Source organism: Neobacillus sp. Soil_C_43 (genome assembly GCF_057656715.1).
In genome coordinates, this window is record NZ_JBDGJV010000062.1 from 1 (window position 1) to 254 (window position 254).

At 37.4% G+C, this 254-nt stretch carries 1 rRNA gene; it reads right to left on the reverse strand.

Going from position 1 to position 254, the window contains the following annotated elements:
- Positions 1-70 (reverse strand): 5S ribosomal RNA (gene rrf, locus AC3A54_RS25615); the annotation flags it as partial.
- Positions 71-254: the final 184 nt, after the last annotated feature.

The following is a 254-nucleotide window of genomic DNA, read 5'->3' on the forward strand; positions in this document are numbered from 1 at the left end:
CGGCGCTGAGAAGCTTAACTTCCGTGTTCGGTATGGGAACGGGTGTGACCTTCTCGCCATAATTACCAGACCATTTAATCGACACTATTTTATTATAATGTCTTTTTCATATTTTGCAAGAGGAAATTTTAATTTTTTCATTCCCTCAAAACTAGATAATGTAGAAGAAGTGTTTGTAAAAACGAGTTCGCTTTAAAAATTGGTTAAGTCCTCGAACGATTAGTATCAGTCAGCTCCACATGTTACCACGCTTC